Raw genomic sequence first — 14,859 nt, forward strand, 5'->3', positions numbered from 1 at the left:
CTAGGTTGGCCTTTTAGGCTTCTCGCAGCTGCTTAATCACTTCCGCTGCGAATTGATCCGTAAACCGAAGGCGTCCATTTTCCTGTACGATTCGTCCTTCATGCATGCGGCGGTCCAGCCATTCGGTTATCCATCCTGGGGCATAGCCGCCTTGACCGAATTCTCCGCCGAAGGCGATCATTTTCTCATAGATAGCCAAGTATTGTTCACGACTGGTATCCGGGTATGACTTTGTGTACAGCCAAAACTGCACATCATACATCAGATACGATAATTCATCCGCATGAAAAGAAAAATGGCCTTTTTCTTCGACAATCCGTGTACAGATGCTGCGGATTTTCTGTTCGATCTGTTCCACTTCCGATACTCGAGTGCAAAGCTCCCCCAGCAAGGGAGAAAATTTTCCGTGGGATACTTTGTAAAGATCTGCTTCCTTGTCTTCCTCGGAGGTATCGAATTCTTCTTCACTCACTAGGCCTCTAATAAACGCTTCGAAATTATCTGCTAGGTAAGTAATTTCATAATCGTCCTCCTGATCGACGTGAATCACTTCGGGTTCACCATCTCTTCCACATGCCCGATAGTCTAACATCACGACGTCATGACCTGCTGAAGGACAATCGCAGATCACTACGCCAATGTCGGGATATCCCCATTCCTCAATCATAAACCGACTGCCGAGATCCCCGCCGATCGAATAGCTTTTCTCCCGGCCAATGCCCAGAATGCCCGTAATGGCAATATGATCTTCAGCCCAGGAGGTCGGTTCCTCCGCTCTAAAGCAGGTATTCTTCGGAATTCCGCCATTCTGCTGCTTCATCAGAGCAATGTATGAGGAAGGGAGTTTATAACCTAGCTCTTCCTCGATTGAGGCGATGAGTTCATCCGTGGGTGGCTCAGATAGATAGGAGTTCCTCGCATACTCGCTGTCGTCCCAAAAGTCGACAAGCGAAAAGTTCGAAAAAGGAATTTCCTCTGCTCCCGATCCACGAGACTCTATGGCCGCTGCCCTTTTAGCCGCCATCCGACGCTCTTGCCTTTGTTGCTTCTCCGCTTTTTGCAAGCTCCACTTTAACCATAATTCCGTATCCTGATCACCGGCTTCTAGCTTGTCTGAGGTACGGAATGCCTGTGCCGCCTCTTCATATCTTTTTAAATGATAAAGAGAATAACCTACCCGATAATACCATAGCGGATCTTGTTGACCTGCGTCGGATATTTTTTTAAATTCGTTGAGCGCTTCTTCATATAGCCCCAAGTTGTTATAGGCTCTGGCTAGTCGGCTGACTGTCTCATAGTCCCGTTCCTTTTCAGGAATAGCTAACAACAAGTCCACAATTTGCTGCTGTTCGTCTTCTTCATGCCATTGGTTCAATTGTTCGATAAGCGCTTGGTCCATTGCAACCTCCAAAACTATTATTTTTCTATAAAATAGAGCTCATTGCGGGGGAAATTGGTGCATCGCCAGCAAATTCGAGCAGGCTTTGACCCCGGAGCTGCAGCATATAACGCTTGGTATCTTCTACCTTTAAAAATTGTAACATCAATAAATGGCTGTGTACATGAATAAGCGAACGATCTCGGGGAACTATGCCTCATCAAATTTCTTGAAGGGGAGCTGTAAATGAAACAAGCTGATGCCGGTAGAGTACCAACGCCAGCTTGCATCCTATTACGGGAGAGAACCATTACAAATCTAGCTTTTTATGATCGCGTTGTTCAAGGTTACGGGCCGTCTGGCTAAGCTTCACCTTTTTGTGGTCCTCAAACGTTCCTAGTACAAGATCAAAAACCGGATTAGTGACACCGTACCAGTAATTTTCATTTTTATAGTGATGCCATAAATGAGTTTTCTTCATCCAGCGACCCCATCGGGAGACCGGGGTAATCGGGCGGTGGGCGATATAATGCTTCCACTCATAGAATAATAGGAACAGGATCACGCCAGCGATAAACGCATTTGTAATGACGAGGCTGGTAGTGATAAAGTAGGCAATCGTTCCCGCAATGGCGATGTTCGGCAGAGAGTACCACAAAGGCAGAAACAATAAATGCAGGTCATTCGGTTGTACGTGATGATCATAGTGTAAGCGCTTAATTAGATTTAAAAAGAAGGGGTTCTTCGGCGTTTTTATGTGAAAAAGGAAACGGTGTGTGAAATACTCGGCAGCGGCATAAGCGGCCATGCCTATGACGAAAGCAATCCATGGGCCGATAGAGGTCAGGCTCGGGGTGAGGAAGCCAAGACTAACCACGGAGATTCCGCACATGATGCCTATGTCGGGGAAGAAGAAAAACTCTTTTACATAATCCCTCATTCAAAAACGCCTCCTAATCATAATTACGGGGCAACATTTTCGTATTGCTGGTGCAATGGCCTCTTTGTCACGCTATTCTATGCGTATGCAGGAATAAATTACTTGATTCTGAAGTTATTTTCTGTTATTTTTGTTAGTATCAAAATGTTATTATCAAATAAATACTAAGATATGAACGGGTGGGAACAATCGTGGATTTATTAGATCGCGACGGACTAACGGAACGCGAATTTATGGAACAGTATCAGGCAGGGGATTATGAGCGCCCTTCGGTAGCGGCGGACATCGTCGTCTTCACCGTTACGCAAACCGACGAGGACAATTACCGCAAGCTTCCGGAGAAGGAGCTAAGGGTCCTGCTCATTCGTCGAGGAGGTCATCCCTTCTTGGGCAAATGGGCGCTGCCGGGTGGATTTGTCCGGCCGAGCGAGACGACCGAACAGGCCGCAGCAAGGGAGCTGCGGGAGGAGACCGGCGTGGATAACATTTATTTGGAGCAGCTCTATACGTTCAGTGAAGTCGGGCGAGATCCCCGGACATGGGTTATGAGCTGCTGTTATATGTCGTTGATCAATAGCGAACAAGTGAAGCTGAAGGCAGGGGATGACGCCGATAACGCCGCATGGTTCAAGGTTTCCTATAAGCTGTTGAGGGAGCATAAAGAGTTGGTTGAGGGCGGATACGTGAAGTCGCTGCAGTACGAGCTTAAACTGAGTTCCGAACATGAGGAGTTAGCGGCGGTAGTGGAGCGTACAGTGACGGTGACGGAATCTTCAACCGCGACGTCTTACGCGATCCTATCCAATGAGGGGCTGGCTTTCGATCACGCGAAAATTATTGCCTATTCGATCGAGCGCCTGCGCGGCAAGGTGAACTATACCGATATTGCGCTTCACTTGATGCCTAAGCTGTTTACCTTGACCGAACTGCAGCAGGTTTACGAGGTGATTCTGGATAAAGAGCTGCTAAAAGCTGCATTCCGACGCAAAGTAGCCGATCTTGTCATGGAAACGGACCACTACACCGAAAATGCGGGCCACCGTCCATCCCGATTGTATCGAAAAAGTCTGGAGGAAATCCGATGATATACGACATTCAAAATTTGCGCAACGCGCACCTTAAAGGGAAATCGTTCAAGTTTTTGTTCTTCTGGGGCCATACGCCGCCGCGCGATGGAAGCGTGGATAAGAGCTGCTTCAGCCAGTGGTGGATGAGCCCATTCGTTGTAGAGGGGTCGACTTACTCCTGTGCTGAACAGTACATGATGGCGGAGAAGGCACGGTTATTCGGGGATGATGAAATGCTTGGTGCCATCATGCAGGCCAAGCATCCTAAGGAGATGAAAGCTTTCGGACGTGCAGTGAGAAACTTCGATAAGGATGTCTGGGAGAGCGAATGCTATGGGATCGTCAAGCGAGGAAGCTTGGCCAAATTCTCTCAGAATCCGCAGCTGGGAGATTATTTGAAAGCGACGAAAAACCGCATTCTCGTGGAGGCTAGTCCACGGGATCGCATTTGGGGTATCGGCATGGGACAATCCAACCCGGATGCAGAGAATCCAATGAAATGGCGGGGGAGAAATTTACTAGGTTTTGCGCTGACCGAAGCGCGAGACGAGTTATTGAAAGAAGGGGAATGAATTGAATCGAAAGGAAATTGCACAAGAAACCTTGCAGATCCAGCAGCAAGGATACTATGAATACGATGGACATCGAATAGATTTTGCCGCAGCGCAGAAACATGCTGAGGTGAGCAGTCATCTGATCACACCCGAGCAAGGAGCCGCGATGGTAAGAGACTGTCAGGGGTTGTCTCCACTAGAACAATCAGCTACATACGCCGTCTCGAACGAGGCGACCGTGAAGGCGATCATGAATTTTGCGGAAGCGGGGAAAGAACGGATCGGCGTGCTGAACTTTGCCAGTGCGAAAAATCCGGGAGGCGGATTTCTGAACGGAGCGATGGCACAGGAAGAGAGCTTGGCGGCATCCAGTGGATTATACGGAACGCTGCTGCGCAACGAAGGCTATTATACGGCTAATCGTGCTTACCGATCCATGATGTATACCGACCATGCGATTTACTCTCCGGATGTGGTCTTTTTCCGCGATGAGCGGTTTAACCTCATGAAACAGCCGATTACGGCCTCTGTTTTGACGTTGCCTGCGGTGAATTATGGCCAGGTATTGCTTAAAGGGGAGGATCCTCAGCAAGCGGAACGTGTGATGAAAGACCGTATGCGGTTGGCTTTGGCGATATTCGCATGCAAGCAAGATAAACATCTCATTTTGGGGGCGTACGGCTGCGGGGTGTTCCGGAACGATCCTTTGAAGATAGCCAGCTGGTGGCAGGATCTACTGGATAACGAAGGCTATCGATCGTTCTTCTCGGAAATCAAGTTCGCGGTATTAGATTCGTCGAAGGATGGTAAATGCATTCGTGCATTTGAGAAGCTGAAGTGACGCAACGGAGGGTTATGACGTGAATCCTGTTCAGCCTCTGGTCTGAGCTACTAGGCTAGCGCTTTTTTAATTATAAGCAAGTTGAGTGTCCAACCATTCAATACTATATTGGCATATAGTTGTTGAAAGGAGGGATTGATGTGTCTAGTAAAGATGAAGAATATTATAAGAAGTTGTATCGATACTATAAAAAGAAATATAAGGATTGCAAAGAAAGTCTTGAAGAATGTGAAGAATCGCGTTGTAAACCCGGCCCTCCGGGACCCCCGGGGCCACCCGGACCACCCGGACCTCCGGGGCAAAATGGACAGGATGGACAGACTGGAGAGCAAGGGCCGCCGGGGCCACCCGGACCTCCAGGGCAAAATGGACAGGATGGGCAGACTGGAGAGCAAGGGCCGCCGGGGCCACCCGGACCTCCGGGGCAAAATGGACAGGATGGACAGACTGGAGAGCAAGGGCCGCCGGGGCCACCCGGACCTCCTGGGCAAAATGGACAGGATGGACAAACTGGAGAGCAAGGTCCACCCGGACCACAAGGTCCTCCAGGACCGACAATAACTCCAGCTTATGGATATGTCGTACGGAATAATACTGCTAATGTTACGTACGTTGTGAACACGCCAGTTCAACTGGATGTATTTAATCCACTTGTTCTAAACGATGTGACGATGGCGACGAATGGCTTGCAAGTGCAAAGAACAGGGATATATCATGTGCAATTCGCAGTGTCTACTGTACAATCTTCAAGTCAGAACAGCCAATCGCTTGTTGATTTAAGGGTTTTCATAAATGGCAGCGTTTCTGCCCAAACACAATATCCTAGTAGAGTATCATTACAATTTACACAAAACGGCCAATCTGTAAATCATACGATCACGCAACATTCCTCCGCACTCCTACAATTAACTACAGGAGACTTAGTTCAAATTGCGCCGGTTACCGCAGCAGCAAGCTCTTATACGACTGCTTATTTACAAGTAATCCAAATCATATAGTCTAAGCAGGTTAATTCTTATAATCAAAAAAGAACCCTAAACTTTTGGTTTTAGGGTTCTAATGATGAGTAAAAACATAATCTATTTTGCCGCTTTTCGCCCCACCAATACCCAGTACAGAGATAAACTGAGGAGGGTAATGAGTACGAGAATGAATAGGATATTACTGAACATGGAAGCATCCGAAGTGCTTGTCATCCCTAGGAAGTTATTTCGCAGTGCGGAACGGTCCATCATGGCTGCTGTATAGGCAATTCCGATTGACATCGCGACATTCAGTGTCAAATTATAAAATCCGACCGCTGTTCCTGTTTTTTCTTTTTCAATCGTACGAATACAAGAATCAATTAATGGTGCATACATGAATGCAAATGAACTAGAGAATAGCACCATGGAAATCACGAATACAACAACAGAGGATTGTATAAAGAATGCGCCTAACAGTAGGCTGACTACAATACTGGACATGGCAATTGTAATACATTGCTTGCTCCCCAGAAACTTCGCAATTTTACCAGAAAGTGCCCCGACGATCGTAGCTCCTATAAAGCCTGGTATCATGAGTAGTGAAATGGTATCGAGCTTCAGACCATATATCTTTTCAAGTAAGAATGGAAACAGGAAAATGTACGCTAACTGCACAGAGTAAATGACAAAAGCAACGCCGAGCAAGGAGATAAACTGATTATTTTTAAAGAATGATATGCCAATAAATGCTTTGGAGTTCTTCTTGATATAAATAAGGAACAATGTTATTGCAGCAACAAACAAGAGAAGGTACACCCAATTGAAATCAGTAATGTACAGGAGTAGGGCCGCTGAAATAGTTCCCACGAGAAATAATCCCAATACATCTACATTACTTTTTTTCGCTTCTTCCTTAGGGAGATATTTCAAAACAAAAGGAAGGGTAAGCAGGGTTACTAAAGAAAGTAAAAACAGTGTTGTCCAATGGAAGTACGTAGAAACGTAACCTCCAGTCAATGTACCTATAAGCTGCGAAAGCGCAAAGCTGCTGGTACTCAATCCTAAAAATTTCTTTTGTTCATTTGCAGGTAAATGTTTGGTTACAAAGATAACATAGAGTGTTTCGGCTGATGCCAAGCCTGCCGTCTGAATGATTCGTGAGATCACAACGAGTATAAACGAATGTTGGAACAAGTATCCCATGACGGAACCAGCACATATTAATATGATCCCCGCGATAAAAAGTTTTCTGATACTAACGGAATCCGCCAAAGCTGCGTAAACCACCGCTCCGATTCCAATCACAAGGCCAGCCAAGGTAGCTTGCCAGCTAACGGTAGTCGCCGAAATTTGGAAATCCTTTGCCATATCGACAGAAATAATCTTAAACGAGTTGTCAATGATCAGACATAATAGAAATAACAGCAAGGTTATCGGTACTGCTTTCTTAACATTATACTCTTGATTTTTCTTCATGCTCACATCTGCAGTTATGGTAGACATAGCGATATTCTTCTCCTTTGTTGTTTCCTCATGATGTTAAAAGGTAGCGCTTCCATGAATACCCCAAAATAGTATTATCTTTTGGTTACGATTTCATGATCATGCATAATTCTATACAACATTGTATAGTTGTCTAAAAACTTGTATTAGATTTAACAAAGAGAATGTTAACACAGCTTTATCTTGCAGACAACCCATCTTTTTTTGGAATTTGTCTTTTTTGTTACAAAAAAGCGATATATTCATAAGAATACATCGCTACCAGTTTATAGAATTATTTATTTGTTATTTAGATGCTTTGATCTTAATTTGACTGTGTGCCACAGGGATATAGTATTTGTTGTAGACAACAGGGTATTTATCGCTGATATATACGCTTTCTAGGATCAAATCACATTCCTCTTCGTTAGAAAGTTGGTATTTTAGCGACGACGGCGTATTGACGGAATTCGAACGTTTAATTTCAATGGTTGAGGAATTGGCGAGTTCATATATTTTCGTTTCCAACATCTCTAATACCTGTCCCTCGTTTTGTAAGTCAAGATTTAACTCGGAGACCGCTTCGATTGGCATCATCGTAAAAGCAAAAGCTACGATCTTGTCGTTGCTTTTATACCATCGTTCCAACGCAACAACGGCAGTCGTCTGTTGATTCAATACTTGCATGGCATAATCCGTTAATAGGTCGATTCGAAAACTAAGTTCGATATCATCTATGTTTCCGGTATAGCATTTATAGAGAGGATTCCCGAGCTTCTCCAGGCCATCCATATGATCATTATGATGGAATTTTGTAATGAAATTCCCTTTTCCGTGGATGTTTTTAACCAAGCCATCCTCCTGCAATAGTGCTAGAGCATGTCGTAATGTCATTCGGCTTACACCGAATTTTTTGGCCAATTCAGGTTCTGTAGGAAGCTGACTGTCGGGAGGAAATGCTCCATCCATGATTAATTTATACAATTGGTCATACACAATGACGAATAATGGCTTTTTTTGTTTATTGAGCTCATGAAGTTTATTAATCATTTTCTTATGCCCCTATAATCGTTCTTCTTTTCTTGAATCTATTGTAACGTGGATTCCTTCGAATGCGTATGCTACCAAATGTTGCACATAGGGCTCGTCCAATGGATCACCAGTCACTAGCAAACGGTAGAAAATCGGCCCATAAATGAGATCCGTGCATATTTCAATGTCGAGACTCTTTTTCAATTCCCCGCGTTGAATTCCTTTCTCTAACAGACCTCTTGCCTCAAGTCGGCGGGGACGGAAAAATCGTGCTCGATAGGCTTCCGCCAATCCTGAATCAAACTGGCCTTCGCCTAATAACTCCGTAATGATGGTCCCCTCCCGACTCGTCAAAAACCGGGCTAAATTCGTGGCGTGAATTTGAATATCTTGAAATGCTGAACCCGTATCAGGCACGGGCAGTCTGGCCGTGGCGGCATACAGGTAACTATCCATGACCACAGCAGCCTTGTTCGGCCACCATTTATATATTGTGGCTTTGCTAACTTGGGCACGATCGGCAATTTTATCAACGGTGACGGCTTGAAAACCATTTTCCAACAATAACTCATAAGATGCGGAAAGGATAGACTTTTGCGCTTCTACATTACGAGGCCTGCCTCTTTTGCCATTCATCGTAATTATCCCCTTTCGTCAATACATAACAGATAAAAACAAACTATACGTTCAGTATACCAATTGTGAATAAAAAATAAAGTTGAAATCACCTATTTACAAAACTACACGTTCAGTATATTATTTTGTTATTGAATTTATAAACTATACGTTCAGTATTTAAAATGCGAAGAAGGAGGAGTTAGCCCGAGGTGAAATTCGCATGGAATTGTCATTACCGTAATCAATGAAGTCCCTTGACTGTAAAAATAATAAGTATAAGGAGTTGCCTAAAATGACTGCTGTAAAAAAACAAACAATCGAGAAAAATATCCCAACATGGTTAACCATACTGCTGGCTGCCGCATGCGGAATTATTGTAGCTAATCTTTACTATGCGCAGCCCTTGATCGGGGTCATCAGCTCTTCAATTGGGCTGTCAGCAACCAGTGCAGGCTTTATCGTGACGATAACGCAGATTGGTTACGTCGTCGGCTTGCTATTTGTCGTACCTATGGGAGATATTGTTGAGAATCGAAGGCTAATTGTCATATCTTTACTTCTCACAGCGGTTGCCCTTGCCATCACTGCTGTGTCGAAGCAAGCTGTGCTGTTCCTATGCGCTGCATTAGTCATTGGTATAGGGTCGGTCGCTGCACAAGTACTTGTGCCTTTTGCGTCATATCTTGCATCCGAATCCTCACGCGGCCGTGTTGTCGGCAATATTATGAGTGGCTTGTTACTTGGAATTATGCTAGCACGTCCTTTGTCGAGCCTGGTCGCTGACTTCTTTGGATGGCATGCCGTATTCGCTTTGTCGGCTGCAGCCGTTTTTATTTTGGCAATCGTACTGTCGAAGGTGCTGCCTACAAGAAGGCCTTCGACAGACACACACTATACAGCTCTACTTGGTTCGATGTGGCACTTGCTGCGAACAACCCCGATCTTACGCCGCCGGGCTGCTTATCATGCATGTGTGTTTGCGACGTTTAGCTTATTCTGGACAACAGTTCCTTTATTGTTATCTAGCGAGGCTTTTCATTTTACTCAGAAAGGCATTGCGTTATTCGCGCTAGTAGGCGTTGCAGGCGCAGTAGCTGCGCCTGTAGCTGGGAGGTTGGCCGACCGCGGCTGGACGAAGCCTGCGACAGGGATTGCGCTCGCTACGGTCGTCATTTCTGTTCTGTTACCGCTTATGATCCGTAGTAGTTCACCCATCGGCATTGCTGTTCTCGTCGTTGCAGCCATATTATTGGACGCCGGTGTATCCGCAAATCTTGTGCTCGGACAACGTGCGCTCTTTACGTTGAGTCCGGAAATTCGCAGTCGTCTGAATGGGCTTTTTATGGCTATTTTCTTCTTTGGTGGTGCGATCGGATCCGCAATTGGAGGGTGGATATACGCCACGGGGGGATGGAGTGCTGCGTTATGGGTTGGGATAGCTTTCCCGATCATTGCCTTGCTTTATTTTGCCACAGAGAAGAAGTAATTCTATGCCATTATTATGTTGTTAGTTTCGCATACGCGATAAAGAACACCGTGATCTCTCCAATGATTGCATAATTAGGTACATGATAAATCAAGTCAAACATTATACAGCAACCCAATATTCCTAATAATATCGCCAAATGATAGGGCTTTAAGCGTAGATGTTTGTGTCTATATAGGTGGAACACCAGAGATGTCGATAGAAAGTATAGAAGTACGGACCCGAATACAAAAATCAACATGAATGGATAATCTAATTTTTGTTGATACAACAATTGGATTGATGCGGCGATCATGCTCAAGGATAAGTATATGAATAAGTGTCCATAAATAATCGTCTGGCCCGCCGTTTGTATTTCCTTACTCACTTTGGTCTCAACATTTTCAAAGTACTGCCACCATATTGCAATGACTAGCAGACTTGTAAATGCGACAAATAAAATCGATGGCAAATCCCAGTGACTGAACTGCAGTACGGCCAGAATACTGATTACGGATTCACCTAGAAGAATGAGCGTAAACAAGGCAAATCGTTCAAATAAGTGAGGGGTGTGTATGGGTGTCTTCACCAGGTGTCTTCGCCCGATTAGGGGAAGTATAATATCTACCGCAATTCCCATATACAAAATGACATACCGAATCCAGGAGTCAAAGAAAAGCGAACAAGCAGATATCGATATCCCAATTAAAAAGTAGGTCCCCAAGTAGGATGCGGTCGAATGTTGATGAGCCGCTTTGGATTTATGCACCATCAGGTATTGCATGGCAGTCAGTGCTCTCGAACCTATATATCCTACAAAGAAGGGGATATAGTATTGATCGAAATTAGGGGATAAGCTTGCTGTCATGAGCAATACAAAGAAGAGTTGAAGGATAATAAATATTCGATGTATAAAGATATCTTGACCGAATCGATTGATAAAGAGCGTTTGTCCGACCCACCCCCACCAAATTGGGATAAAGATTAGAACAAATTTAACGAGATATTCAATGGGAATGACCCCATTGTCTGCATGCAATAAGACATGCGTTGCTTTGGAGACCGCTGCGACAAAAAGAATATCATAAAATAGCTCTAACCAGGTGACCTTTTTTTCAGCCATACCCTTTGGAATCCCCCTTTGACGCATATTTTCTAAAGTAAGCTAAATGAAGGCGTTGCTTCATCTGAATGATTATTTTATTATACCAATTTTAATATCGTGGTCTATAATTTAATCAAACATTATCCATAGTATGGGGGATTAGCGATGATTCGATTAGCAGGAGTCGAAGAGGCTCATTACGTTCATCAAGCCATGATGGCTGCATTCGAGGAATATAGAAATGCTGATGTTCCTTCCAGTGCACTTCATGAGACAGTAAGTTCCGTCGAGGAAGCCTTGAGAAATGGGTCGGAGCAAGCTGTAGTATGTATGAATGAGGAAGTTCCGTTAGGTTCGGCAAGGTTTAAAATAGACGCAAGCGGTCTGTACTTCTCCCGCCTTTCTGTTAGTCCTGAAGCTAGAGGGAGAGGGATTGCTAAGCGTATGCTCTCATGGCTCGAAAATTATGCAGGAGAGCAGGGTAAGTCGAGAGTATGGTGCCGAGTTAGGATGTCGGCACCACAAAATATTCGATTGTACCAATCGGTTGGTTATCAGGTTTACAGGGAGGAAATGGTGATCAACCCAAATGGATTCGCGGTGAATACAGTGCTTATGGAAAAGATCATTTAAAGGATTGTAGGATTTCCAAATAATGAGGATTGTACATGATGCCGAGCACGTTACCGAATGGATCGACGACGGAAGCCGTAATAAATCCTGAATCCCCGCGAGGGATGAGCGGCTCGTACTCTTTAGCTCCCATGTCTTTTAATTTCTGAAGTGTGCCCTCGATATCGTCAACATGCCAGTACATGATGGCACCGCCGGGGCCGGACGTCGCAGCAGCAGGAGCAAAACGACGATCAATCAATCCCAATTCGTGCTGGTAGTCTCCAAGGCGGAACTCGGCATAAGCTAAGCGTCCATCCGGTCCTGAGCGTTCGAAGTAAGGCGCGATGCCTAGCAGAGCGGAATACCACTTCTTAGCCGCTTCCACATCATCCGCCCAGTAACTGATCGTTGCAAATCCTCGTAATGTTTGGTTGTTGTTCATGCTTAATTCCTCCCTAGAATATGATCGATAATCGTATCTTTAATACCATTATGAGCAACGATCACTGACGACATCCTGTCAGTGTTGTGAAGTTTAAATGAAGTAATTCGATGGTCATCGAAGGATTCTCATGCTAGCATAGAGAGACAACAGGAGAAATAAGAAAGTAGGAATCATTGTGTCTCGATTACTCTACGCTGCATTAGTGATGCTAAGTCTGATTTGGGGAGGTTCGTTTTTCTTTATTAAGCAGCTGCTGCACGACTTCGGTCCGTGGACGATTGCTTTCCTAAGATCAAGCTTTGGGTTAATCACCATTACGATCATCATGTTCGTATGTAAGAAACCATTCGAGTTACGTAAAATACAGTGGTTCCCGATGGCCGTCATGGCGCTTGTTAACACGGCTGTTCCTTGGGCAATTATCGGGTTCAGCGAAACTCGATTGTCCAGTAGTATGGCCTCAATATTGAATGCCACCACGCCGCTATGGACGATCGTCGTCGGGGCGCTGGTCTTTAAGGTGGCTACGCACCGGATGCAATGGATAGGTATGGGCGTGGCATTTGTTGGGCTGATTATATTACTAGACATTAATCCGCATTCCATTGTGTCGGTCGACTTGATCGGATTTATCTGTATGCTGGCTGCGACGTTATGCTATGCGTTCGGTTCTCAGTTGTCCAAGCGGCTTAAGGGTGTATCGATGTATCAGACGACATTCGGCACGCTGCTCTGCGCGATGCTCGGAAGCGGGACAATGGCATTTTCAACCGAACCGGTTGACTTGTCGAAGGTGACTTCGTTAACGAATATCGGGATGCTCATTGGATTGGGCATATTCGGCTCAGGCATTGCTTATATTTTATTTTATTTCATGGTTCAACGAGGAAGTCCTGAATTCGCAACGATGGTGACTTATCTCGTTCCAGCTACTGCCATCCTATGGGGATATACGCTGTTGAACGAGCCCGTTCACTGGAGCTTATTCGCAGGGCTTGCCTTTATTCTGAGCGGCGTATTCGTATCCAGCAGGAAACGGGTAAGTCCGGGAACCAGTAATCAAAAAAACACGGTCAGCTGAAATCCAGTCGCCCGTGTTTTTTTCTCATTTATTCGCTTTGTTTAAGCTGCTAAGCGAGTCATTAACTGCAGATTTACACTTGCTGTCATCAGGGCTTCCTGAACGGACTGCCGCTAATACCACATCAATGGTTCCATCAATTTGAGTCCATGTGTTACCGTCTATTTTCCGGAGCTTAGGCTCAGAAGTATCCCACTGATGTTCTAAATTATCTGCGTCTTTTTTTGCCATAGCAAAGTCATTGGCGTTTATATCGTTTAACATATCACTCTCAATTTGAACGAAATCCGTTAATTGCCCGGCCAATGTAGCTTGTGTAGCATCGGTTTGCGAAGCGATATGATTGTTTAACCCGACATAACCGCCTATACCAACAACGAAGAAAATGCACAGTACCACAACAGTCTGCATCAAAACATGCTTCTTGCTTCCAATGGCTTGGTTTGTTTCTGCGGTTATATGTTTTGACGTTGTATCAAATTCTGTCACCGCAAGGAAAATAATGATCGCCAGAATAGCGATAAGGAAAATGATACTCGTAATGGTTGTCCCCAAACCTAACGCGCCATTATTTATGGGTTGAGATAGGTAATCTCCGAGTGATGCTCCGAGTGGACGCGTAAGAATATAGGCAATCCAGAATGTTAATATCCCATCAAGCTTCATAAATTTACGTGCCAAGAATACGCAAGTAATAATCATAATCACAGTTATTCCTGTGAGAAGGTAACCAAGACCGAGTTGCTCGGAGAATAGATCCCCGACGGCTGTACCAAGTGCAAATGTGAATAGAATGGTAAGCCAATAGAAAACTTCTCTTCTCCTCGTGTAAATCGAGTGGATTGAGAGTGTTTTCTCGCTAAGATACCAACAAAGAAAAGTTAGTCCTAGTAGCACGGAGAACACGATTGTACTCGTCTCGAGAGGTATTCCGATATTGTCTGTCAGATTATCGGTGACGAGTGTCCCGAATACGCTAATCAGCACAACCGTTAGCCAATAAATGCCGGGAATATATTTCGTTGCTCGGAATTGAAAATACAACACAATGAAAAACGCGATTCCCATGATCATTGTCGTGAGCGATAATCCATATCCAAGACTGAAATTGAGGAAATCGGCAAATGTCTCACCGACCGTTGTACATAACACTTTAATAATCCAGAAGAAAATAGTAACTTCAGGTACCTTGTTAAGTAGAAATTTCATTTTGTCTTGGTTCACTTTCATGCACATCCTTTCCCTTCTTTGCAGTGCCCCCCACAACCTTA

General features: G+C 44.7%; 15 protein-coding genes. 7 read left to right on the plus strand and 8 right to left on the minus strand.

Translation table 11 applies throughout. The annotated features are described in order from the left end of the window. Positions 1-13 precede the first annotated feature (13 nt). Both GCU39_RS24930 and GCU39_RS24935 read right to left on the minus strand, forming a co-directional pair. Entirely contained in the window at positions 14-1,399 is a 1,386-nt protein-coding gene (locus GCU39_RS24930) for an SMI1/KNR4 family protein (protein WP_152395927.1), read from the minus strand. Between the two features lie 289 nt (positions 1,400-1,688). Next, the gene (locus tag GCU39_RS24935) at positions 1,689-2,318 is read right to left on the minus strand and encodes a sterol desaturase family protein (RefSeq protein WP_152395928.1); all 630 of its coding nucleotides are present in this window, start codon (positions 2,316-2,318) and stop codon (positions 1,689-1,691) included. A gap of 191 nt (positions 2,319-2,509) precedes the next feature. Here GCU39_RS24935 and GCU39_RS24940 point away from each other — a divergent pair, with 191 nt between their 5' ends. The 4 genes from GCU39_RS24940 to GCU39_RS32085 all read left to right on the plus strand — a co-directional run bounded on the left by GCU39_RS24940 (position 2,510) and on the right by GCU39_RS32085 (position 5,341). Beyond that, positions 2,510-3,403, plus strand: coding sequence for an NUDIX hydrolase (locus GCU39_RS24940; protein WP_152395929.1), 894 nt, complete (start codon positions 2,510-2,512; stop codon positions 3,401-3,403). Next, on the plus strand, positions 3,400-3,957 hold the full coding sequence (locus GCU39_RS24945) for a riboflavin biosynthesis intermediates N-glycosidase (protein ID WP_152395930.1): 558 nt from the start codon (positions 3,400-3,402) through the stop codon (positions 3,955-3,957). Before GCU39_RS24940 ends, GCU39_RS24945 begins: the two co-directional genes overlap by 4 nt. A 1-nt stretch (position 3,958) precedes the next feature. After that, positions 3,959-4,780, plus strand: a complete 822-nt coding sequence (locus GCU39_RS24950) for a TIGR02452 family protein (RefSeq protein WP_152395931.1) — start codon at positions 3,959-3,961, stop codon at positions 4,778-4,780. A 138-nt stretch (positions 4,781-4,918) separates the two neighbouring features. Further along, positions 4,919-5,341, plus strand: coding sequence for a hypothetical protein (locus GCU39_RS32085; RefSeq protein ID WP_227793325.1), 423 nt, complete (start codon positions 4,919-4,921; stop codon positions 5,339-5,341). A 518-nt stretch (positions 5,342-5,859) separates the two neighbouring features. On the opposite strand, the gene GCU39_RS24960 is transcribed toward GCU39_RS32085, so the two are convergent. From GCU39_RS24960 to GCU39_RS24970, 3 genes are all read right to left on the minus strand, one after another. Then, positions 5,860-7,248 (minus strand): MFS transporter, encoded by a 1,389-nt coding sequence (locus GCU39_RS24960; RefSeq protein ID WP_152395933.1) that lies wholly within the window; start codon positions 7,246-7,248, stop codon positions 5,860-5,862. A 285-nt stretch (positions 7,249-7,533) separates the two neighbouring features. After that, the gene (locus GCU39_RS24965; RefSeq protein WP_152395934.1) at positions 7,534-8,277 is read right to left on the minus strand and encodes a GntR family transcriptional regulator; all 744 of its coding nucleotides are present in this window, start codon (positions 8,275-8,277) and stop codon (positions 7,534-7,536) included. Between the two features lie 12 nt (positions 8,278-8,289). Then, the gene (locus tag GCU39_RS24970) at positions 8,290-8,895 is read right to left on the minus strand and encodes a TetR/AcrR family transcriptional regulator (protein WP_152395935.1); all 606 of its coding nucleotides are present in this window, start codon (positions 8,893-8,895) and stop codon (positions 8,290-8,292) included. 274 nt (positions 8,896-9,169) lie between these two features. On the opposite strand from GCU39_RS24970, the gene GCU39_RS24975 reads away from it, so the two are divergent. Continuing rightward, on the plus strand, positions 9,170-10,363 hold the full coding sequence (locus tag GCU39_RS24975; RefSeq protein ID WP_152395936.1) for an MFS transporter: 1,194 nt from the start codon (positions 9,170-9,172) through the stop codon (positions 10,361-10,363). 13 nt (positions 10,364-10,376) lie between these two features. Here the strand turns inward: GCU39_RS24975 and GCU39_RS24980 are convergent, their stop codons facing one another. Continuing rightward, on the minus strand, positions 10,377-11,465 hold the full coding sequence (locus tag GCU39_RS24980; protein ID WP_152395937.1) for a low temperature requirement protein A: 1,089 nt from the start codon (positions 11,463-11,465) through the stop codon (positions 10,377-10,379). Positions 11,466-11,612: 147 nt separating this feature from the next. Here GCU39_RS24980 and GCU39_RS24985 point away from each other — a divergent pair, with 147 nt between their 5' ends. Continuing rightward, complete coding sequence (locus GCU39_RS24985; RefSeq protein ID WP_152395938.1) at positions 11,613-12,080, plus strand: GNAT family N-acetyltransferase; 468 nt, start codon at positions 11,613-11,615, stop codon at positions 12,078-12,080. On the opposite strand, the gene GCU39_RS24990 is transcribed toward GCU39_RS24985, so the two are convergent. Next, positions 12,073-12,504 (minus strand): VOC family protein, encoded by a 432-nt coding sequence (locus GCU39_RS24990; protein WP_152395939.1) that lies wholly within the window; start codon positions 12,502-12,504, stop codon positions 12,073-12,075. The two genes, GCU39_RS24985 and GCU39_RS24990, sit on opposite strands and share 8 nt — an antisense overlap. 178 nt (positions 12,505-12,682) lie before the next feature. On the opposite strand from GCU39_RS24990, the gene GCU39_RS24995 reads away from it, so the two are divergent. Next, positions 12,683-13,588 carry a DMT family transporter gene (locus GCU39_RS24995; RefSeq protein WP_152395940.1) on the plus strand — a complete coding sequence of 302 codons (906 nt, stop codon included), beginning with the start codon at positions 12,683-12,685 and terminating at the stop codon, positions 13,586-13,588. 24 nt (positions 13,589-13,612) lie between these two features. Here GCU39_RS24995 and GCU39_RS25000 read toward each other — a convergent pair whose 3' ends face one another. Then, complete coding sequence (locus GCU39_RS25000) at positions 13,613-14,818, minus strand: COG4705 family protein (protein WP_152395941.1); 1,206 nt, start codon at positions 14,816-14,818, stop codon at positions 13,613-13,615. Positions 14,819-14,859 lie beyond the last annotated feature (41 nt).

The organism is Paenibacillus guangzhouensis, assembly GCF_009363075.1.
GTDB classification, from domain to species: Bacteria; Bacillota; Bacilli; order Paenibacillales; family Paenibacillaceae; genus Paenibacillus_K; species Paenibacillus_K guangzhouensis.